At 66.4% G+C, this 20,083-nt stretch carries 18 protein-coding genes, 1 tRNA gene and 1 rRNA gene; 15 read left to right on the plus strand and 5 right to left on the minus strand.

Features of this window, described 5'->3' with window-relative positions; all coding sequences use genetic code 11:
* Window positions 1-165, minus strand: a 16S ribosomal RNA gene (locus CNO20_RS16250); the annotation flags it as partial.
* Between the two features lie 907 nt (window positions 166-1,072).
* On the opposite strand from CNO20_RS16250, the gene CNO20_RS16255 reads away from it, so the two are divergent.
* Window positions 1,073-1,633 (plus strand): TATA-box-binding protein, encoded by a 561-nt coding sequence (locus CNO20_RS16255; protein WP_101297185.1) that lies wholly within the window; start codon window positions 1,073-1,075, stop codon window positions 1,631-1,633.
* 119 nt (window positions 1,634-1,752) lie between these two features.
* A complete protein-coding gene (locus tag CNO20_RS16260) occupies window positions 1,753-2,547 on the plus strand; it encodes a helix-turn-helix transcriptional regulator (RefSeq protein WP_101297186.1) in 795 nt (264 codons plus the stop codon).
* A 328-nt stretch (window positions 2,548-2,875) separates the two neighbouring features.
* On the opposite strand, the gene CNO20_RS16265 is transcribed toward CNO20_RS16260, so the two are convergent.
* Window positions 2,876-4,075 (minus strand): Cdc6/Cdc18 family protein, encoded by a 1,200-nt coding sequence (locus tag CNO20_RS16265; protein ID WP_101297187.1) that lies wholly within the window; start codon window positions 4,073-4,075, stop codon window positions 2,876-2,878.
* A 1,812-nt stretch (window positions 4,076-5,887) separates the two neighbouring features.
* On the opposite strand from CNO20_RS16265, the gene CNO20_RS16270 reads away from it, so the two are divergent.
* From CNO20_RS16270 to CNO20_RS16280, 3 genes are all read left to right on the plus strand, one after another.
* Window positions 5,888-6,316: a hypothetical protein gene (locus CNO20_RS16270; protein WP_233204233.1), complete on the plus strand. Its 429-nt coding sequence runs from the start codon at window positions 5,888-5,890 to the stop codon at window positions 6,314-6,316.
* Window positions 6,317-6,962: 646 nt separating this feature from the next.
* A complete protein-coding gene (locus tag CNO20_RS16275; protein ID WP_233204234.1) occupies window positions 6,963-7,283 on the plus strand; it encodes a hypothetical protein in 321 nt (106 codons plus the stop codon).
* Between the two features lie 172 nt (window positions 7,284-7,455).
* Window positions 7,456-9,555, plus strand: coding sequence for a DEAD/DEAH box helicase family protein (locus CNO20_RS16280; protein ID WP_101297188.1), 2,100 nt, complete (start codon window positions 7,456-7,458; stop codon window positions 9,553-9,555).
* 95 nt (window positions 9,556-9,650) lie between these two features.
* Here the strand turns inward: CNO20_RS16280 and CNO20_RS16285 are convergent, their stop codons facing one another.
* Window positions 9,651-10,790, minus strand: a complete 1,140-nt coding sequence (locus tag CNO20_RS16285; protein ID WP_101297189.1) for a pyridoxal-phosphate-dependent aminotransferase family protein — start codon at window positions 10,788-10,790, stop codon at window positions 9,651-9,653.
* A gap of 230 nt (window positions 10,791-11,020) precedes the next feature.
* Here CNO20_RS16285 and CNO20_RS16290 point away from each other — a divergent pair, with 230 nt between their 5' ends.
* Window positions 11,021-12,001, plus strand: a complete 981-nt coding sequence (locus CNO20_RS16290) for an AIR synthase family protein (protein WP_101297190.1) — start codon at window positions 11,021-11,023, stop codon at window positions 11,999-12,001.
* An 80-nt stretch (window positions 12,002-12,081) separates the two neighbouring features.
* On the opposite strand, the gene CNO20_RS16295 is transcribed toward CNO20_RS16290, so the two are convergent.
* Window positions 12,082-12,846, minus strand: coding sequence for a hypothetical protein (locus tag CNO20_RS16295; protein WP_101297191.1), 765 nt, complete (start codon window positions 12,844-12,846; stop codon window positions 12,082-12,084).
* Between the two features lie 243 nt (window positions 12,847-13,089).
* Between CNO20_RS16295 and CNO20_RS16300 the strand changes: the two genes are divergently transcribed.
* Window positions 13,090-13,163, plus strand: a tRNA-Tyr gene (locus CNO20_RS16300).
* Window positions 13,164-13,222: 59 nt separating this feature from the next.
* Here the strand turns inward: CNO20_RS16300 and CNO20_RS16305 are convergent.
* Complete coding sequence (locus CNO20_RS16305; RefSeq protein ID WP_101297192.1) at window positions 13,223-13,762, minus strand: ester cyclase; 540 nt, start codon at window positions 13,760-13,762, stop codon at window positions 13,223-13,225.
* Between the two features lie 407 nt (window positions 13,763-14,169).
* On the opposite strand from CNO20_RS16305, the gene CNO20_RS23085 reads away from it, so the two are divergent.
* The 8 genes from CNO20_RS23085 to CNO20_RS16340 all read left to right on the plus strand — a co-directional run bounded on the left by CNO20_RS23085 (window position 14,170) and on the right by CNO20_RS16340 (window position 20,035).
* A complete protein-coding gene (locus tag CNO20_RS23085) occupies window positions 14,170-14,316 on the plus strand; it encodes a hypothetical protein (RefSeq protein ID WP_158237437.1) in 147 nt (48 codons plus the stop codon).
* 387 nt (window positions 14,317-14,703) lie between these two features.
* A complete protein-coding gene (locus tag CNO20_RS16310; protein ID WP_101297538.1) occupies window positions 14,704-14,904 on the plus strand; it encodes a DUF7835 family putative zinc beta-ribbon protein in 201 nt (66 codons plus the stop codon).
* A 238-nt stretch (window positions 14,905-15,142) separates the two neighbouring features.
* The gene (locus tag CNO20_RS16315) at window positions 15,143-15,559 is read left to right on the plus strand and encodes an acyl-CoA thioesterase (RefSeq protein WP_101297193.1); all 417 of its coding nucleotides are present in this window, start codon (window positions 15,143-15,145) and stop codon (window positions 15,557-15,559) included.
* A 233-nt stretch (window positions 15,560-15,792) separates the two neighbouring features.
* Window positions 15,793-16,254 carry a 6-pyruvoyl trahydropterin synthase family protein gene (locus CNO20_RS16320; RefSeq protein ID WP_101297194.1) on the plus strand — a complete coding sequence of 154 codons (462 nt, stop codon included), beginning with the start codon at window positions 15,793-15,795 and terminating at the stop codon, window positions 16,252-16,254.
* A 14-nt stretch (window positions 16,255-16,268) separates the two neighbouring features.
* Window positions 16,269-17,042, plus strand: coding sequence for a 7-carboxy-7-deazaguanine synthase QueE (locus tag CNO20_RS16325; RefSeq protein WP_101297195.1), 774 nt, complete (start codon window positions 16,269-16,271; stop codon window positions 17,040-17,042).
* A 172-nt stretch (window positions 17,043-17,214) separates the two neighbouring features.
* Window positions 17,215-17,868 carry a 7-cyano-7-deazaguanine synthase QueC gene (queC, locus tag CNO20_RS16330; RefSeq protein ID WP_101297540.1) on the plus strand — a complete coding sequence of 218 codons (654 nt, stop codon included), beginning with the start codon at window positions 17,215-17,217 and terminating at the stop codon, window positions 17,866-17,868.
* A gap of 99 nt (window positions 17,869-17,967) precedes the next feature.
* Window positions 17,968-18,804: a class I SAM-dependent methyltransferase gene (locus tag CNO20_RS16335; protein WP_101297196.1), complete on the plus strand. Its 837-nt coding sequence runs from the start codon at window positions 17,968-17,970 to the stop codon at window positions 18,802-18,804.
* Window positions 18,805-18,961: 157 nt separating this feature from the next.
* Window positions 18,962-20,035, plus strand: coding sequence for a patatin-like phospholipase family protein (locus CNO20_RS16340; RefSeq protein ID WP_101297541.1), 1,074 nt, complete (start codon window positions 18,962-18,964; stop codon window positions 20,033-20,035).
* Window positions 20,036-20,083: the final 48 nt, after the last annotated feature.

Here is a 20,083-nt window from a genome sequence, read left to right on the forward strand (position 1 = left end):
TGGGAACGTTATGAGGTATTAGCCTCAGTTTCCCGAGGTTATGCCTCTCCGTAGGGTAGTTTGGCCACGTGTTACGGAGCTATTCGCCACGAGTCTGAACTCGTGCAACTAGCATGGCTAAATCGGATCCCAATAGCAATGGCCTCCGGCAGGATCAACCGGAATGGTCCTGGGCTCCCGGTTGGGAGCTCAGGGGGCGTGGCGGGAACTGTCGCCGTGTGCGGCGACAGGTCACCATAGCATTGCATGGTCCGTGTTCGGCGACGCGGTCGTCGGTCGACCGGGTGTCACCGAACTATCAGGGCTAACGTCAGATTCCATCTGTACGGCGGACCGCAGGGGTGGAATCCTCATGTCCTTCGGACCCTAGCGTAGCACAGTCGGGGCCTTAAACCCGTCGAAGTGCGTGTCGCCTCGCCCCCGACGGGGCGAAGAGGTCCGAGTGTGGATCGAATCGAACGACCCACGTCTTCTTCGGACGTGAACGGAAGCGACGTTCGGGTATAAACCCGTTGATTCGCTTCCGCCGCGGGAGTGGATCCCGCACCGTCCGCGAATATGGGTCGAGTTGAGCGACCCACATCCACGCTGCGTCTTACGCATTTCTACCGAGTGGTCTGTAGTACTTAATAGCACTGATATCGCCCGATATCCGAAAAATCATTGAGAAATCGGGGGCGTGTGCTACGGATTGCCACCTCATCCGCGATAATCTGAAAAGTGTTCAACAGAGTACCAGTAACGGAACCCGGTGACTGTTCGCCGGGCACGTCTATCGGTTCCCAGGTAGTCGGCGAGAGAGACGGTGAGAGAGGCGGTGAGAGGAGGGACGAGAGAAGGGAAAGGAAAGCGAAAGGGAGGGGAAAGAAGAGAAGAGAGACGTCCGGGAAAGCAGGGAGAGAACGAAAACGCGCAAGAGGGGCCCGAGAGAACCGGGCCGCCGCCGATGTCGGGGGTGAGCTTCGGCTCGTGGACGAACGTCAGTCGCTGGTATTTTCTACGCGTACGCGCGGCCACGTCACTTTATAACGTGTCCGTTTATAAGCCAAGGGTGAGGAAAAGAGAGCGAACAATGACCTCGCCAGCAGACTCTATCGAAATTCAGAACGTGGTGGCATCGACGGGGATCGGACAGGAGCTCGACTTGGAAGCGCTCGCCGACGACCTCCCCGGCGCGGACTTCAACCCGGACAACTTTCCCGGACTGGTTTACCGAACCCAGAATCCGAAGGCGGCGGCGTTGATCTTCCGATCCGGGAAGATCGTCTGCACGGGAGCAAAGAGCATCGAGGACGTTCACGACGCCCTCGGAATCATCTTCGACAAGCTTCGCGATCTGAGCATCCCGGTCGAGGACGACCCCGAGATCACGGTCCAGAACATCGTCTCCAGCGCGGACCTGGGGCACAACCTCAACCTGAACGCGCTGGCGATCGGCCTCGGGCTCGAAGACGTCGAGTACGAGCCGGAGCAGTTCCCGGGGCTCGTCTATCGAATGGACGCCCCCGAAGTGGTCATTCTGTTGTTCGGCAGCGGGAAAATCGTGATTACCGGTGGGAAACGCACCGACGACGCGACGACGGCGGTCGAACAGATCGTCGAGCGGATCCAGAACCTCGGACTGCTCGGCTGAAACGGGGAGACGCTGTCGAGGGAGTGTCGAAGGGCGACGCTATTCGCGGTGCGGGCGCGACCAAACGGGCCGCGGGAAGTCCAAAATGGTGATGTATCGGCGTCCGCAATGGAGGTTCGATGAGCGCACGAGAGGACATCGCTTTTCTCGTCGGTTCGGAAAGTCGGATAGAGATTTTGCGGGCGGTGAACGAGGCCGAGTTCCGACCCACCGATCTGGGCGAACGATGCTCGTGTGCCAGGGAAACCGCCCAGCGAACGCTGCGAGGGTTCGTCGAGCGCGGGTGGGTCGAGAAAGCGAACGGGCGATACCGAGCCACGCCGGCGGGACGGATGGTCTTCGAAGACTACGAACGGCTCGCCTCCACGGTGACCGACACGAGCCGGTTCCAGCAGTTTCTCGCACACGGCGGGGAAATCGCGCGGAGGCTACGGCCGGAGTCGCTCGTCGATCTGACCGTTACGACCGCGACCGCGGACAATCCCCACGCGCCGATAGACCGCTACCTCACCGTTCTCGGCGACTCGCCCGTGACGTCGTTCCGGGGAATGGCGCCGATCGTGAGCCGCGTGTTCAACGAGGCGGCGGAGGCAGTGATCGGACCGGAGACGAGCATGGAGCTCATCATCGACGAGGCGGTGCTGAACGCCTCGGAGGCGAGGTATCCGGACGCTCTCGCGAAGGCGTTTGATCTCCCCCAGTTTGAACTCCTCCTCTCGCCGGACGAGATCGACTTCGGCTTGGCGCTGATAGACGGGCGCGCGTTCGTCGGCGCGTACGACGAGCACGGCAATCTCATCGCGAGCGTCGACGGGACCGGCGACGCCCTCTGGGACCTCTCGACGGAGGTGTACGCCGAGTACCGCGAGCGCGCGCGCTCGCTCGAACGCGCCGACGTGACCGCCCGGCACTGAAACCGGCGCTGGGCACTGAGATCAGCGCTGAGACGAACGAACCGTGGGTGAGCCGGACGATCTTGGCCAATTCGGTAGTGTGACGGGATGGATCACTCGTGATTGTTTCGGTCACGATAGGGAGTGAAAAATTATAAGTCATCCCTGCGCCTGGACTCGAATGCAGCACGACCGAATCGTGCCTCCGTACCCCATCCGCTTCGGCCCTCTCACCGTTTTCTACGTCGTGGTTCGACGTCGTGGAGTGCCCCGGACGTCGGACAGCGCGAGATTTTCGCACCCGGTGCCCGAAAAGAGAGCTCGCCCGCCGCGAAGAACGCGCGAGCGCTCACGTGCTCTCGGTCAGAACTTCCTTGACGACTTCAGGATCCTCCAGCAGTTGGTGTTTCGTGTAGCTTCCCTCGGCACTGCCGCCGCTGTGCTTCGATTGTTCGATGATGTCGAGGAACGCGTGTTCTTTGAGGAGATCTCGAACTCGGCGCAGCGAGAGGCTGTCCGAACCTTCCTGCCGGCAGATGCTCTCGTAGATCTCGTACACTCGGCTCGTCCGGAACCCGTCCTTGCGCTGGTTCGAGAGGGAAAGGAGGGCGAGCGCCTGGAGGACGTACCGGGAGTGGGGCGTGGAGCCGCGGATGAGTTCGCGGAAGCGATCAGTCTCCGCGCGCTCGCGCGCCTGCGTGACGAACTCCTCTTTGACCGTCGGGGCGCCCTTCGACTGGGCGATTTCGCCGGCGTACCGGAGGATGTCGATGGCTTTGCGCGCGTCGCCGTGTTCCCGCGCGGCGAGCGCGGCCGCGCGGGGGATCGTCGACGGGTCGAGCACGCCGTCGCGGAACGCGTCGCTCCGCGCCTCCATGATGTCTCGGAGCTGGTTCGCGTCGTACGGCGGGAAGACGAACTCCCGCTCGCAGAGGCTGCTCTTGACCCGTTCGTCCATCCGATCCTTGTACTGGATCTTGTTGCTGATGCCGATGACCCCCAGTTTGCACTGTTCGATCTTCCCCGCCTCGCCCGCGCGGGAGAGCTGCATCAGGATGTCGTCGTCGTCGAGCTTGTCGATCTCGTCGAGGAGGATGAGGACCACGTCGAACTGCGCGTCGAGGATCCGCCAGAGTCGCTTGTAGTACGTCGACGTGCTGAGGCCCTTGTCCGGAACTTTGATACCGGTCGCGTCGACGTCGTTGACGCTGTCGGCGATCGTCTGCACCGCCTGGGTCTCGGTCGTGTCCTGCGCGCAGTCGACGTAGGCGAACGTCGCGTTGACGCCCTCGTCGCCGGCGGTTTCGACGAGCCGCTGGGAGACGTACTTCGCACAGAGGGACTTTCCGGTTCCGGTCTTCCCGTAGATGAGAACGTTACTCGGACTCTGACCGAAGATGGCGGGGTTGACCGCGTTGGCGAGGTTCGAAATCTCGTCGTCGCGGCCGACGATGCGCCCCTCCCCCGGAAGGTGGCTGATCTCCAGGAGCTCCTTGTTAGCGAAGATCGGGTCGTCTCTGGTGAAGAGATCGTCCCCTGTGTCCAACATACCAAGCCACACCACGTTTCCGGTGAAATGAGTTGTCCTTTTAGTCGGGACAGACACACCGGGTTTCCGGTGAAACGCGTGAACGGTGGATAGCGGTCCAGTTGAAACGGGGGGTTCTGATTCACCGGAAACGCGGTGTGCGCTCTTTCTCGCGAGCGCGTCGCAACTGTTCGAATGTCCTCCGGTGGTAGACGGACGACGAGAAAGAAGGCGACGACGGGGGCGCTGAAGACGATGAGGGAACGACGGAGGCGTGAGCGAGAGCTGACGGAGACGTGGAGAGAGCTGACGGAGGCGTAAAGAGAGCTGACGGAGGCGTAAAGAGAGCTGACGGAGGCGTAAAGAGAGCTGACGGAGACGTAAACGAGGAACAACGAAGGCGTCACGGTACGTTACGCCGGGCCGAAAACGACTGTAGGAGGACGGAGGAAACGATGGGCGCTTTCGACTGCGGCCTTGAGCGAAGCTCTCGTTTCAATTTTTGCGAAGAACTTGGTGAACTATTCACGAGTTCTATGTTTAAACCTTTTGAAAGTAGCTCCGCCACTACACCCGTGACGGACCTTCGTTGATAGCCTCGGCTCCCCGTTTCGGTTCCTTGTTTTAGTTTCCCGTTTCGGCCTCCCCTTTCATCGGAAACGTGGTGTGTCTCTCCGTACCGCTACCCGTTCCTCGTATTTTGACTCTCCGCGTTCCCCGCCCTTCCGCCTCCGTTTCACCGGAAACGCGGTGTCTCAGCGCGAACGATGGCCGAATTCCAGTGTATGACTGAATTCCGCTGAATCGGTAGATTTCGGCGTCGGCCGCCGTCCGTGAAGTCGCGGGCGACCCCCGCCGACTCTCCTCCCTGATCACGGTTCGACCGTTCGATTCACCGGAAACGTGGTGTGGTAGGGCACCGCGCGGGGGATGGAGGTCGAACTTCTCCGAATCGATTGCGCTGTTCACTCCGCGGCCGAACCGACCCCTTTCACATCCTGCATCCTCCGGGGAAGCCCCGCCGATGAGGAACGGAAGGCGGTAATCGGAGTACGCGAACGGCCAACCGGCGGGGGCGAGAAGCTCGATAGGGATCAGAACCGACCGACTGCACGGCGACGACCGCCCGGTTGAAGGCGGCTTTCAGACTGCGGAAGCCAGCGGCGGCGTCGGAAGCGTTCACCGGAAACGCGGTGTCTCCGCCGGCGTTCCCGTCGTCACAACTCGCGCTGCCCCTACTTTCCGCTGCCGTCCCACTTTCCGCTGCCGCCCCCCTTTCCGCTATCGTTCTATTTTTGACTCTCATCCTATTTCCGCTCTCATCTCACTCTCCCCCGCTGTCGCCCCAACTCCCGTTACGGCGGAACCGCCTCCACCGCGGGGCGTCCATCGGAAACGTAGTGTCCGTCCGTCGGATGCGCCGAAATCGTTCCGTCGTTCTGACTGTCTCGCATTTCACCGGAAACGCGGTGTGTTCGACACGGAATCTCTGGCCGCCCTCGTTCGACCGTCTCACGCCTATCGAGCCAAGGAACTTCACCGGAAATTCGGTGTGACTCGGCGCATTACCACCGTCCGAAAACCACCGTCCGAAAACCACCGTCCGAAAAGCGGCGCTCCGTCGCGCTTACACCGCCGCAAACGGCATAAACTTCCGGATCGTAGCCGCGTTCAGTGGCGTCGAGACACGGAAGTCAAAGCGCGGGAGGATCGACCGTCCGTTCGCAACGAACTCTGTGGGACCCGCCCGTTCGCGATCCGGGCGCCTACGCTCTAACGGACCACTTTCGTCGCCGTCTGCGACAACAGGGACGGTACGTCTCGCTTCCGATCGTGAGCGAGGCCATCAAACGCGGCCAGATCCGCTGGAACAGTTCCGACGGCTGGCGATTTTCGTTCGTCGAGGACGGGATCAGGTTCACCGTCGTCGTCGGCGATACCGAAACCCCGTCGCCGGTGGTTGTCACCGGCTGGACCGAGGTCGAATCGTGGCCGGCGGCGCTGTCGTCGCCGCGTTGGACGGAGAACGACGTTCACACGATACAGCTTCGCTCCGACCTGAGCGCGCACCGCGACGAGCAGATTCCCTCGCTCATCCGACCGCGCACCGTCGACCGTCCGTTCGAAGTCGGGAACCACCGCATCACGACCGAAGCGGGGGCCGGCTGCGTCGAGTGCAACGATTGCGGTCGTCGGTTCCGTTCGAAGGCCGAACTCTGCGGTCGCCGGTGCCGCGAACCCGCCGATCTGACGTCGATGTAATGGTGATGTGACGGTGGTGTGACGGTGGTGTGACGGTGGTGTGACGGTGGTGTGACGGTGATGTAACGGTGGTGTGACGGTGATGTAACGGTGATGTAACGTCGATGCGACGGTAACCCGAATCTCCTACAAAACGTCGTTGGAGCTCGTCCGCCGTCTCTCAGCGTCGAGTCACTGGCCGCGCGTTCGACCGATCGAACGACCAATAGAAAATACGTATTTACCCGTAGCGGAGACTGTACCGTTCGATAACGCGTATTTGGAAAGGCTGAACTATAACTCGCTCGGGTGCGTAATTTCGTTGTCGCTCGGAACGCGCTCGCTACGAGCACGAATCCTCACGACCACGAGCACGATCGCTCTACGGAGGCGAACCCACAGTGAACGGAGACCCGAACGGAGGCCGACCATGAGAACGCCGGCGTTCAATCGCGCGTGGACGCGAACGCGCCGGTGTATCGCACGAGCACTATCCGCGATAACGACCCCGCTCAGGGCCGCATCCGCCCGCGTAACGGCCCCCCTACGCGATCGATCGACGAACCGGGCGTGGGAACGGGCGTGGATCGCGCGCGGCGAGGCGCGGTGGCGGCGGGGTTCGGAGTCGATCGAGTGCTTTCGCTTCGCCGACGGCTACGTCGCGACCGTGGAGTACGAGGACCGCGACGTGACGTGGCAACTGACCGCCGGGCCGGCGAACCTCGCGGGAGCGCTCTTCACCGTCGGACTGTACATGCAGCACGGCGTCACCCCGCAGATCGACCCCGAAGGGCGGATGTTCATCGCGATCGGCGACGACGGACCGGTGCAGGTGTTCGAGGAAACGACCCGCGACCCCGTCGAGTACGTCTACATCGACGCGTTCCGGACGCTCGAGGAACTCCCCGGCTGCGTCGACGCCGACGAGATCGAACGCGCGTACCGTCGGCTCTCGCAGGACCGGCCGCGCGAGCTGCCGTCCGGATGAATTCACGGGAAGTCCACGCTCACACTCCGCGTCGACTTTCGAAACTTCCGCGCCGATCTTCCGCGTCTTTCCCCTCCTCCACCTCCATGTCTTTCCCCTCCTCCACCTCCATCCTCGATCTTCGTCCGCGGATGTCGCAACCCGTTTGCCGCTGGCGACGCTACCGCGACCGATGACCGACGAGGGGGACGATCCCGCGGACGACTTCGCGGACGACGCGACCGCCGATCCGCGAGACGACGCGGCCGCCGGTTCGAACGACGACGCGATCGACAGTCCGGATGACGACGCGATCGACGGTCCGAGTGACGACGCGGCTGACAGTCCGAATGACGACGCGGTCGATGGTCCGAATGACGACGCGGTCGATGGCCCGAATGACGACGCGGTCGATGGCCCGAAGGACGGTACGGCCGACGATCCGAGCGACGACGGCGAGCGGGCGGAGCCGACCGTCACGATCGATTCGTTCTACGACGCTATCGAGTCCGAGGGTCGACCGGTCGTGACCGCTCAAGAGGTCGCGCGACGGCTCGGCTACTCGCAGGCGAGCGCGGCCGAGGCGCTCGAGCGGCTGGCGCGCGAAGGGACGGTCCGGCGGGTCGACGTCGAGACCGATCCGGTCGTCTGGTACCCGACCGAGTGGGACGAGATCGCCGCGCGCGAACGGGTCATCCTCTTCCCCGAGCGCCGCGAGATCGTGGTCGATCAGCCGACGCAGTACACCCGCGCGCAGCTGTCGCAGTTCGCCCACCTCGTCGACTCGACCGGCACGCCGGGCGCGGGGACGCGGACGGAGGGCGCGGGCGGGTACCTCTACAAAATCAGACGGGAGGACGTCTGGCAGGCACCGTTCGACGACCTCGACGGCCTCCTCGCGAGCGTGCGAGCGGTCCTCCCCCGGCGGTCGCCCCACCTCGAAGCGTGGATCGAAGACCAGTGGCGGCGCGCGAACCAGTTCACCCTGCGCACGCACGAAGACGGTTACACGGTCCTCGAAGCCGCGAGCGAGAGCCTGATGGGCAACGTCGCCCGGCAGAAGCTCGACCACGAGCACCTCCACGGCCCCATCTCCGACACCGAGAGCTGGGCCGTCGACGGCGCGGAAGCGGCGATAAAGCGGATCCTCTACGAGGCCGGCTACCCCGTCCGCGACGAGCGCGATCTCGACGCGGGCGACCCGCTCGACGTCGAGCTCCGCGTCGACCTTCGGGAGTACCAGCGCGAGTGGGTCGAGCGCTTCGCGGACCAGAAATCCGGCGTCCTCGTGGGGCCGCCGGGGGCGGGGAAGACCGTCGCCGGAATCGGCGTCCTCGCGGCCGTCGGCGGCGAGACGCTGATCCTCGTCCCGAGCCGTGAACTCGCGGGACAGTGGCGCGACGAGCTCCTCGCGCACACCTCGCTCTCCCCGGAGCGGATCGGCGAGTACCACGGCGGCGAAAAGGAGATCCGGCCGGTCACCATCGCCACGTACCAGACCGCCGGTATGGATCGCCACCGTTCGCTCTTCGACTCCCGCCGCTGGGGACTCATCATCTACGACGAGGTCCACCACGTGCCGAGCCGGATCTACCGCCGCAGCGCCGACTTGCAGGCGAAACACCGGCTCGGCCTCTCGGCGACGCCCGTCCGCGAGGACGACCGGGAGAAGGAGATCTTCACACTCATCGGCCCGCCGATCGGCACCGACTGGTCGCGGCTGTTCGAAGCCGGGTTCGTACAGGAGCCGGAAGTCGAGATCAGGTACGTCCCCTGGCGGGACGAGACGGCGCGAAACGAGTTTCTCAGCGCCGACGGGCGCGACCGGCACCGGCTCGCCGCGGAGAACCCCGCGAAACTCGACGAGGTTCGGGCGATCCTCGCCGACCACCCGGACGCGAAGGCGCTCGTCTTCGTGGAGTATCTGGACCAGGGTCGCCGCCTGTCGGAAGTCCTCGACGCGCCGTTCGTCAGCGGCGAGATGCGCCACGCGCGCCGGGAGCGACTGTTCGAGGAGTTCCGCCGGGGCGACCGACGGACGCTTATCATCTCGCGCGTCGGCGACGAGGGGATCGACCTCCCCGACGCCGACCTCGCCGTCGTCGCCTCCGGTCTCGGCGGGTCGCGCCGGCAGGGCGCACAGCGCGCCGGCCGGACCATGCGCCCCGCGGGGAGCGCGCTCGTCTACGTGCTCGCGACGTACGGCACGAGCGAGGAGGACTTCGCCCAGAGACAGATGCGCCACCTCGCCGGAAAGGGCGTCCGGGTGCGCGAACGCGCGGCCGACGACTGAGCACCGAGCACCGCGCCCGACGACAAAAACACGTCGGCGACAATTCAACACCGGCGAAAGTCCAACTACGAGCGGCTGACGCTTCTGTCTGCGCTCTACTCCCCGTCCAGTACCGCGCCGAGCGCGTCCATCGTCCGGTCGACCCTCTCCACGTCCGCGTTGTACCCCATGTGCCCCACGCGGAGGATGTCGTCGGCGAGATCACCCAACCCGGTCGAGAGCACGACGTCGTGTTCCTCGTCGAGCCGTCGCTGGAGGTTCGCCGCCCGACCGGGGACGTGGAACGCGGTGACCGTCGGGGAGCTCCGCTCGGGATCGGGGTAGAGGTCGAGTCCGAGTTCGCGCCCGCGTTCCCGACACCGCTCCGCCGCCGCCTCGTGGCGGGCGTAGGCGGCGTCCAGCCCCTCGTCGAGCAGGAGATCGAGCGCGGCGTCGAGCGCGACCACGTTCGCCGTCAGGTGGGTGTACGGGAAGCCGTCGCTCGTGTCGCGCCACGGGAGGAGATTCGTGTACAGCGTGTTCGGATCGCGCGCCTCGATGGCGTCCCAGGCGGCGTCGCTGACCGAGACGGTCGTCAGCCCCGGCGGCGCGCTGAAGCACTTCTGCGACGCCCCGAGCCCGATGTCCACGTGCTCGGTCGGCACCGGCGTCCCGCCGAGCGACGAGACGGCGTCGACGATCGTGAGCACGCCGCGCTCGCGCAGGCGTTCGAGCACCCCTCCGAGGTCGTTCAGCGTCCCTGTCGGCGTCTCGCAGTGGACCATCGTGGCGGCCTTGAATCCGTCTCCGCCACCTGTACCGCCGTCCCGGTCAGTACCGCCGTCCCCGCCAGCACCGCCGTCCCCGCCCTCCCCGCCAGCACCGCCGTCCTCGTCCAGCGCCTCCTCGACGGCGGTCGCGTCGAGCGGTTCGGTGTAGTCGACGCCGACGAGCGTCGCCTCGCCGCCGTAGCTCTCGACGAAGTCGGCGAAGCCGTCGCCGTACAGCCCGTTCGACAGACAGAGCACGCGGTCTCCGGGCTCGATCAGCGAAGCGACGGCCGCCTCCAGGCCCAGGATCCCCTCGCCGCCGAGGACGACGAGGTCGTCGTCCGTCCCGTACACCTCGGCGAGCTTCCGGGTCACGTCCGCGTATCGTTCGCCGAACGCCTCCTCGACGTCCGGGTTCGGCATCTCCCGGCTCATCGCTTCCCTGACCTGCGGCGGGACTGCGGTCGGTCCGGGCGTCATTAGCATACGTCTCCGTAACACACCGGGGGATTTAGCTGATACCGGTTCGCTCGCGCCGAGTCGACGCGAGTAGCCAACTACCTGGCGGTGCGGCGACGAAGACGAGGTCGTCGCGGAGTCCGTCGGTATCGTCTCCGAGTCAGCCGATATCGTTTTCGAATCCACGGCTCGTCGCGACGGGACGACAGTCGGCGTCGACGGGAAGGCACAAGAGCGGGGGACGGCATACCACGCCCATGACGGGCAAATTCGATCCGGCGGACCTCGACCGCTACGTCCTCTCGCGGACGGGTGCACCGAACGACGATCTGCTCGTCGGACCGGCCTACGGCGAGGATGCGGCCGCCGTCCGGATCGGCGACGAGACGCTGGTCGTGAGCACGGATCCGATCTCGCTCGCCGCGGAGCGGATCGGCACGCTCGGCGTCGCGATCGCCTCGAACGACGTGGCCGCCTCCGGCGGGATCCCCGAGTGGCTCGTGAGCGCGGTTTTCCTCCCCGAACGCGACCTCGATCTGCTCGACACGATCACCGCGCAGCTCGACCGAGAGGCGGACAGGCTCGGAATCACCGTCGCCGGCGGACACACCGAGGCGGTCGGGGCGCTCTCGCGGCCGCTCCTCTCGCTGACGTGCATGGGGACGACCGACCGCTACGTGCCCACGTCCGGTGCCGAACCGGGGGACGCCGTCCTCCTCACGAAGGGAGCCGGCGTCGAGGGGACCGCCGTGCTCGCGACCGACTTCCGCGACGACCTCGAATCGCGCGGCGTCGCCCCGGAGGCGATCGCCGCCGCCGTCGAGTTCTTCGACGACATCAGCGTCGTACCCGAGGCGACGGCGCTCGGGCCGATCGCGACGGCGATGCACGATCCGACCGAGGGCGGCGTCCTCGCCGGCCTGATCGAACTCGCCCGCGCCTCGGAGGTCTCGATCGCCGTCGACCGCGCCGCGGTGCCGGTACGCGACGAGACCCGGACGCTCTGCGGGGCGATGGGCGTCGATCCGCTCCGCATCCTCGGATCGGGCGCGCTGCTGGCGACGGTTCCCGATGACGAGGCGGACGCGGCGCTCGACGCCCTCGCGGACGCGGGCGTCGACGCGACCGTCATCGGCCGCGCCGAGGCCACGGAAAGGGGGGTCGAAGCCGGCGTCGCGCTCGATGGCGAACGCCACGCCGAGGCGATCCGCGACGACATGTACGCACTCTGGGACTGAGCGACCGGCGGCCCGAACGCCACCGTCCGAACGCCACCGTCCGAACACCACCGTCCGATCGCGCACCGCGCGCGGAGCCTCTACATCCGCTCCGGTTCGCTCCACCTGTCGTCCGGATCGACCGGCTCCAGGGCGTGCTCGATCTGCTCCTCGGAGAAGTCGATCCCGTCGAGGACCATGCTCAGCCGCTGCCATCGCGCGCTGAGTTCGGACTCGCCCTCGGGGCCGACTCTCGCACCGCGTGTTTTGAAAAACTCCTTTCCCCGACCCATCCGGCTTCCCTCGCCGGTGTGCCCGTCGAAGATCACGTCGTACCGGCCGCTGGGTTCGAGGTCGCCGACGGGGAAATCGTGCGAGGGCTCCGTCCCCCGCTCGCGCGCCTCGGCGCGGACGTCGGCGACTTTCCGGAAGTACTCGTCCGCGTTGGCGGCCTCCCGCGACGCGGTCGCGCGGGCGACGGTCAGGGCGGCCTGGATCGCACACAGCCGGCCCTTCCAGGAGTCCATCGACCACCGTTCGGTCGCGAGTTCCTCGTACCGCTCGACGAGCAGCGCGGCGTCCTCTCCGGCGCGGAGGTCCTCGACGACGTAGAGGTTCAGCCGGTCCCAGAGGTTCCAGCCGTAGCCGGAGCGCGCGAGCTCCCAGGCGGCCCACGCCGCGACCTCCTCGTCCCCGCGGCGAATCGCCTTCTGCAGCAGGCTCGACACGTCGTACCGGTTGTAGCCGCCGTCCGTCTCGTCGTCCCCCTTCGCCTCGCCGAAGTCGTTCGCGCCGGTCGCCTCCGGCGGCACGTCCCGGTTGAACGTCCCGTCGCTGCCGAATGTGGCCTGTCGGTCGTCCCCCATGGGGCGGCGGACGACCGGGTTCCACAAAGTCCCGTCGGACGGACTTCCGAAGGTTCGTCGGACGGGCTCTCGGAACGCCGACGATCGGAGTCTCGGAGTTCCGCCGACCGGTCTCTCGGAACTCCGCCGACCGGATTCTCGGGGTTGCGTCGGACGGCTCCGCGAGCGAGGGGGACCGCGAACGCCGCGCCGAAACCGCGAATGGGAATTTTTAAGTCCCGATCGGCGACTACTGTACGGTGACCGCTCTTAGCTCAGCCTGGCAGAGCAGCCGACTGTAGATCGGCTTGTCCCCCGTTCAAATCGGGGAGAGCGGACTACTTCACTCGTCGGCCGGTCGCCGGCGAGTCCTCGGTCTCGTCGCCCCCGCTTCGACTCAGTCCCGAACGGTGCGCCAGACGGCGCGCGCGATAGTGAGCGGGTGCGCGAGCGGCGTGAGCAACCGGCCAAGCCCGCGGTCCGGTTCGTGGAAGACACCGAGTTGTCGGAGTACGGTGGCCCGGTCGTAGTAGATGCGTTCGCCCGCGAGTTTGTCCTCCTCGTCGAAGGAGTAGACCGCACACAGCGGGAACTCCACTCGGCGGCCAGTGCCCGGTAGCCCCCGCCACGGCCCCGTGTGGGTCCCGCTGATGACGACCTCCAGAACGACGTGCTCGTCGGTCACGTGGCGGCGCTGTACGTCGATGTGCAGGTCGGGCACCGCCCGTAGCAATCCCTCGTAGTACGCGCGGACGCCGTCCCGGCCGGTGTGGTGACCGCGCCACGGCGTATCTTCGTACTCGGGCGTCGCGCCGAACGTGGCCATCACGGCGTCGAGGTCGTGCCGGTTCTCGTGTCGGACGTGTTCCTCGACGAGAGTCAGTCGCGCCTCACGCGCCTCGCGTGTACCGCCTCCCGGTGAATCGTCTACTGTCATACCTGATCACGATTAATCACACGTGATCGGCGGACATAGCGGTACAGGGTAGTGGGGTGATATCGCCAGTTAGCGCCTCTTCGGCCCGCTCCGACGATTCGTCCTCGTGTCATTCGAGGGATAGACTCCCCGCCTTTTTCGGATCCGAAGACGGCAGTCCCTGCACGACGTGACGTGTGGCTCGTCTGCAAAGCCACGGGCGGTACTCGTGACGTGAGGGCGGCGCGGTGGACCGCCGTAGGTGGCCGTCTCGTGCCGTTCCCCTTCCAAATGGGGAGAGCGGACTCGCTCGCAAACCGGTCGAGCCGTTTCGAAGAGGAATCTCGCCCGAAGTTCACCCCCACGTAAACCCTTACAAATACAGAGAGAACTGGTATACGAACCGCGGGTATACTGCAAGTCGGCCGATGAACGAACCGAGACAGTACCGGTGCGAGGACTGCGACTGGGGCGTCGACGAACGCGACGAACCGGGTCGCGATCTCCCTCGCCTGGCCATCGAACACCACGCCGAAACGGGACACAGGATCACGAGCGACCGGATACGCAGCTAACCCCGTCGAGCGCTCGGACGACCGAGGGGTACGGCCGCGTATCGAACGCGAGGATCGCCGAACGCGAGCGCGATCGGACGACGGGGATCGATCGTTCGCGGACGGCTTTCGTACGCAAGGACAGCACCTTTTCCGTTGTGTCTCCTCCGTCAGTATGCAACGGCGGGGCACCCCGGGCTGACGTATCCCGAGACCGATTCGGGAGCGGCGCGTATCTGCCGCCGCGGATCGGCGGCTACGCGCCGCAACGACCGTCGTGCGTCGCCCGGCGGTGTCCGGGACGCGAACCCCGCTCGGCCGTACGTTGCGAGTCGCCGGAGACGAACGACGGCGGTGCGGAACGCGGTCGGACGCCTCCGCGGCCTCCACAGCCGGAATGTCACAACCATGTCCGAACCAGCAGATCAACTGAAAACCGTGATCGAACGGTGTTCCCGGTGCGACCGCGAGACCGAACACCGCGTCTCGATCGACCTCGTGACCGAGAGCGATCGAGACCGAAACACCGAGTTCTCCCGCGAGCCGTACCGCGTCAGCGAGTGCGTCGACTGCGGGACGCAGCAGACGCAGCGGATGAACAACGCGTGAACCGGAAGGCGACGCGACGCGGTCCGATTCGACGTTTCCGACGATAATTTTCTTCGGTTCGTTCGCGCCTCGAATCGCCCGATACCTTCGGTTCGACCGTCGTCACCGATAACCACACAGGCCGATCGTCGTCGCCGATGCCGCATCGATCGATCGTCGATCGCCGCTCTACTCCCGGACGGTACGCAGCGCGCGCCGAACCGGTGTCGTTTAGCGAACGCGGACCGTCGAATCGGCGATGTCCGACTACCGGTACGAAGCTTCGATCCAGGTTCGGTTCGGCGATCTCGACCTGCTGGGGCACGTGAACAACGCGGTCTACGTCACGTATCTGGAACAGGCTCGGATCGACTACTTCTCGGACGTGCTCGGCCTCGATCTGGACGACCTCGGCATGGTCATCGCGCGCCTCGAAATCGACTACCGCCGATCGGTCACGCTCGAAGACGAGCTCGTCGTCGCGCTGCGCGTCTCGCGGCTCGGCGGATCGAGCTTCGACATGGAGTACGAACTCCGCGCGGGCGAGGAGGTCGTCGCGACCGCAGAGACCACGCAGGTGACGATCGACGACTCGGGGAGTTCGCGGCCGATTCCCGAGCCCTGGCGGCGGCAACTCGCCGAGTACGAGGGGATCCCCGCGGGATTCGAGGGGTAGTCGCCCCGGGCTACCTCGGTCCCCGCTCTCGGCGTTCGTCTCGTTCTCGTTCTCGTTCTCCGCACGTCGTTGTCGCTCTCCTCACGCCGTTGTCGTCTCCTCACGCCGTTGTCGCTCTCCGCACATCGTTCTCGCTCTCCTCGCGCTCTGTGCGCTTCGCCGCTCGCGCCGCTCACGATCCGGCAGCCCGCCGAACGACTGGGGTTTATATGCACGGGCGATAATCTCCGAATATGACTCAGGGAGTATTCGAGGGGGAACCGAGTGCAACCCTCGCCGACGCGGGCGAGCGCGTCCTCCAGATCGGACGCGACAGGCCCATCCGGATCAGCGCCGGCCATCGGCTGCTCCACCACGACGGGAAGTGCAGCCGCCCGCACGGCCACAACTACGAGATCTCGGTGCGAATCGTCGGCGAACTCACGGCTGAGGGGTGGGTCGTCGACAAGGGCGACGTGACGGACGTGCTCCGCGAGTGGGACCACCGCTTCCTCCTGGAGCGCGGCGATCCGCTCGTCGAGGCCTTCGAGGCCGCCGGCGACGAGGACGCGGCGATCGTCCTCGACGCTCCGCCGACGGCCGAGGTGATGAGCGTCGTGCTCGAACGGAAACTGCTCGACGCGCTGCCCGACACCGTCAGCGACGTCTCGGTGCGGGTCCGCGAGACGAGCGAGCTCTGCGGCGGCGGGCGCTGATCGAGGTCCCGACGATGCCCGTCACCTCGAAGATCGACCGTCCCGAGAGCGCCCCGGAGGGTCCAGCTCTACCGATCAACGAGCTGTTCGCCTCCCTCCAGGGCGAGGGCAAGCTCGCGGGCGTCCCGAGCGTGTTCGTCAGGACCAGCGGCTGTAACCTCCGCTGCTGGTTCTGCGACTCGTACCACACGTCGTGGGAGCCGACCCACGCCTGGATGGGACTCGCCGAGATCGTCGACGACGTGCGCGGGTACGACGCCGACCACGTCGTCCTCACCGGCGGCGAACCGCTCGTCCACGACGCCTCCGAGGCGCTCCTCCGCCGCCTCGACGACCTCGGGTACCACACGACCGTCGAGACGAACGGGACGATCGTCCCCGACGCCGACACGCCGATCGACCTCGCGAGCGTCAGCCCGAAGCTCGCGAGCAGCACGCCCGTGCCGGAAAAGGACCCCCTGGGTGCCGGCGAGTGGGCCGAGCGCCACGACGCCCGTCGGGTCGACCTCGCCGCGCTCGCCGCGCTCGTCGACCGCTACGACCGGCAGCTGAAGTTCGTCGTCACCGGCCCGGAGGACATGCCCGAGATCGAGTCGCTCGTCGCCGACCTCCGCGAGGTCGCGAGCGCTCCCGTCCCGAACGAGGACGTGCTCCTGATGCCCGAGGGGCAGACCCGCGAGGAACTGGCCCGGACGCGGAACGTCGCGGCCGACCTCGCGATCGAACGGGGGTACAGATACACGCCGCGGCTGCACGTGGACCTGTGGAACGACGCGCCGGAAACCTGAAACCCGTGCCGAAACCTGCGACCAGATTGCCGACCGGCCAAGCCCGACCACCGACCGATCGTAGACCGACCACCGACCGCCAATCGATCAAACCCGATCCCGATCACCCGTGACCGCCACCGAATCCACCGACGCAGAAAAGAAACGCGCCGTCGTCCTCGTCTCCGGCGGCATGGACAGCGCGACGACCGCCTACGAGGCCAGAGAGCGAGGGTACGATCTGTACTTCCTGCACACGTCGTACGGCCAGAAGACGGAGGCGAAGGAGTACGAGTGCGCCCGACGGTTGGCCGAGGACCTCGACGCGGCCGACTTCCTACGCATCGAAACGGATCACCTCGCACGCATCGGCGCGTCGAGCCTCACGGACGAGTCGATGGCGGTCGAGGACGCGGACTTGGAAAGCGACGAGATCCCCTCGTCGTACGTCCCCTTCCGGAACGCGAACTTCCTCTCGATGGCGGTCTCCTACGCCGAGGCAAACGGCTGCGAGGCCGTCTTCGTCGGCGCGCACAGCGAGGACTACGCCGGCTATCCGGACTGCCGCCCCGAGTTCTTCGAGGCGTTCGAGGCGATGGTCGAGGTGGGCACGAAGCCCGAAACGCGGATCGCCGTCGAGGTGCCGTTCGTCGAGAACTCGAAGACCGAGATCGCGGAGCGCGGCGTCGAACTCGGCGTCCCGTTCGAACACACGTGGAGCTGTTACCGGGCCGAGGCGCCCGCCTGCGGCACCTGCGACTCCTGCGCGTACCGCCTGCAGGCGTTCCGGAACGTCGGCGTCGAGGACCCCATCGAGTACGAGACGCGGCCGCGGTACGCCGACTGACGCCGCGGGCGACCCTCGGTCGGACGTATTCGGTCAGTGTGACCGGCCACGCCTGCCGCGCTGCGAGAGGCTTTGGTGCTCGGCCGCGACGGACCCGCCATGAGCGACGACCGATCGCCTCCGACGGACGATCGACCGCACGCGGACGACGGACGATCGCGCGGTAGCGCCGGCGACGACCGATCTCGGAAGCGCACGACGGCCGAATCGTTCGGTCGGGCCGCCGAAGCGTACTTCGAAAGCTCGGTTCACCGGGAGGGCGACGACCTCGACCGCATCGGATCGTGGTGCGCCGACGCGAACCGCGCGCTCGACGTCGCCACCGGCGCCGGCCACACCGCGGGCGCGATCGCGGCCGCCGGGGTCCCGACGGTCGTCGCTGCCGACATCTCCCCGGAGATGATCGACACCGCGGCGACGGCCTACGACGGCGTGCTCGGCGTCGTCGCGGACGCGGAACGGCTGCCGTTCGCGGACGACTCGTTCGACGCCGTCGCCTGCCGAATCGCGGCGCACCACTTCCCCGACCCGGAGGCGTTCGTCGCGGAGGTCGCGCGGGTGCTCTCGCCCGGCGGCGTCTTCGCCTTCGAGGACAACGTCGTCCCCGAGGACGAGCGGCTGGCGACCTTTCTCAACGGGATCGAGCGCCTCCGGGATCCGACGCACGTTCGCCACCGTTCGGTGTCGCGGTGGCGCGGGTGGTTCGCCGACGCCGGGCTGTCGGTGCGCGAGTCGTCCGTCGCCAACCTGCCGATCGAGTACGAACCGTGGGTCGAGCGGACGAGCGTCCCGCCGGATCGGCGACGGGAACTCGAGGCGCGCTTCGCCGGAGCGCCCGACGCCGCGGTCGACCTGTTCGAGATCGAAACCGACGCCGACGGCGTCCGGTCGTTCTCTATTCCGAAGGCGCTGATCGAGGCGACGGCGGAGGAGTGACGGTCCCCGGACGGCAGGTGCGCCCCGGTCTACCGACTCGGAATTTATTGTGATCGAACCCGCTACCGTCCAGTGTGCCATCGCCCACGCCCGATACCGGAACCGCGCGGCGCTCACGTCGCCTCCCCGCGGCCGCGCCGACGTCGGGGAGGCGCACATGAGCGACGACGCCCCTCGAAAAGTCGCGATCGCCTGCCAGGGCGGCGGCAGTCACACCGCCTTCACCGGCGGCGCGCTCCAGCACTTGCTGTCGAATTCGGACGAGGAGTACGAACTCGTGGGGATGAGCGGCGCGTCGGGCGGTGCGGTCTGTGCGCTCACCGCCTGGTCGGGGCTGCACAACGGCGGCGAGCGAGAGGCCGCAACCCGCCTGACCAGCCTCTGGAAGGCGCTGTCCGCGAATACGTGGTTCGAACGGTTACAGAACGACGCGCTCGTCCGAGGCGTCCGAATGGCGGACGTCGGCATCGGACTGCCGCAGGTGAGCCCCTACGCCGTTCCCTACACCGAGACGGCGGTGGAGGACCTGGAGGAAACGCTCCGGGACCACATCGACTTCGAGGGGTTACGGCGGTCGACGGCGGAAGACGTGCTGACGAGAATCAGCGCGGTCGACGTCAACGACGGGACGTTCAAGACGTTCTCGAACGAGGACGTCTCCGTCGAATCCCTCCTCGCGTCGATGGCGGTACCGAACCTGTTCGAGGCGGTCAAACTGGACCCGACCTCCGATCCGAGTCCCTCCGACCCCCGATCGGAGGGGGACTCGCCGTACGACGGCGACTACCACTGGGACGGGTTGTTCTCCCAGAATCCCCCCGTCAGGGACTTTCTCGAACGACCCGCCGGGATCGAGAACAAACCCGACGAGATCTGGATCGTCCGAATCAATCCACAGCGCGCGCCCGGCGAACCGACGACGCTCGCGGAGATCGGCGACCGCCGCAACGAACTGGCCGGGAACCTCTCGTTGAACCAGGAGCTGCGCTTCATCCGCCAGGTCAACGAGTGGCTGGACGACGGAACGATACGCGAAGGCGGAGCGTTCAAGACGGTCCGACTGCGCTGTCTCGAACTCGACGGCGCGGGGCTCGACTGGTCGCTCGATCCAGCGTCGAAGCTCGACCGCAGTCCGGAGTTCGTCGCTGCGCTCATGCGGCGCGGCCGGGATCAGGCGCGGGACTTCCTCGCGAACCCTGACGACGACGCGTACGACTGTCCGCGAACCTGAGACGATCGGCGGAGGGGTATCGGCGGTCGCCTGTTCGGCGATTTCCGA

The sequence above is a fragment of the Halegenticoccus soli genome, assembly GCF_002844195.1.
Classification (GTDB): domain Archaea; phylum Halobacteriota; class Halobacteria; order Halobacteriales; family Haloferacaceae; genus Halegenticoccus; species Halegenticoccus soli.